The organism is Halomonas sp. ND22Bw (assembly GCF_003011945.1).
In the GTDB taxonomy this organism is placed as follows: Bacteria; Pseudomonadota; Gammaproteobacteria; order Pseudomonadales; family Halomonadaceae; genus Halomonas; species Halomonas halophila.
Genome location: NZ_PXWD01001734.1, coordinates 1 through 238 on the forward strand (window position 1 = coordinate 1; position 238 = coordinate 238).

The 238-nt window shown below is 65.5% G+C and carries 1 protein-coding gene; it reads right to left on the reverse strand.

The genetic code is table 11. The features are described from left to right. The coding region (locus CVH10_RS24220) for a 2'-deoxycytidine 5'-triphosphate deaminase (protein WP_181244754.1) at positions 1 to 238 on the reverse strand (238 nt) is incomplete at both ends.

Sequence of the window (238 nt, forward strand, 5' to 3'; positions counted from 1 at the left end):
GGCCGTGTTCCAACAGGAAGGGGGTGTCGTGGGTGCGGACTTCCAGCACGCCCTTCGAGCCTGCTCCATGCGCCTCGTCCGTGCCGAAGCCGGGGTCGAAGAAACCGGCGTAGTGGACGCGGAACTCGCCCACCGACGGATCTATGGGGGTCATTTCGGCGGCCTGATCGACGGGGATCTCCACGTCATCCGACGAGGCCAGGATGTAGAACTCGCCCGGATCCAGCAGCAGTTCGCC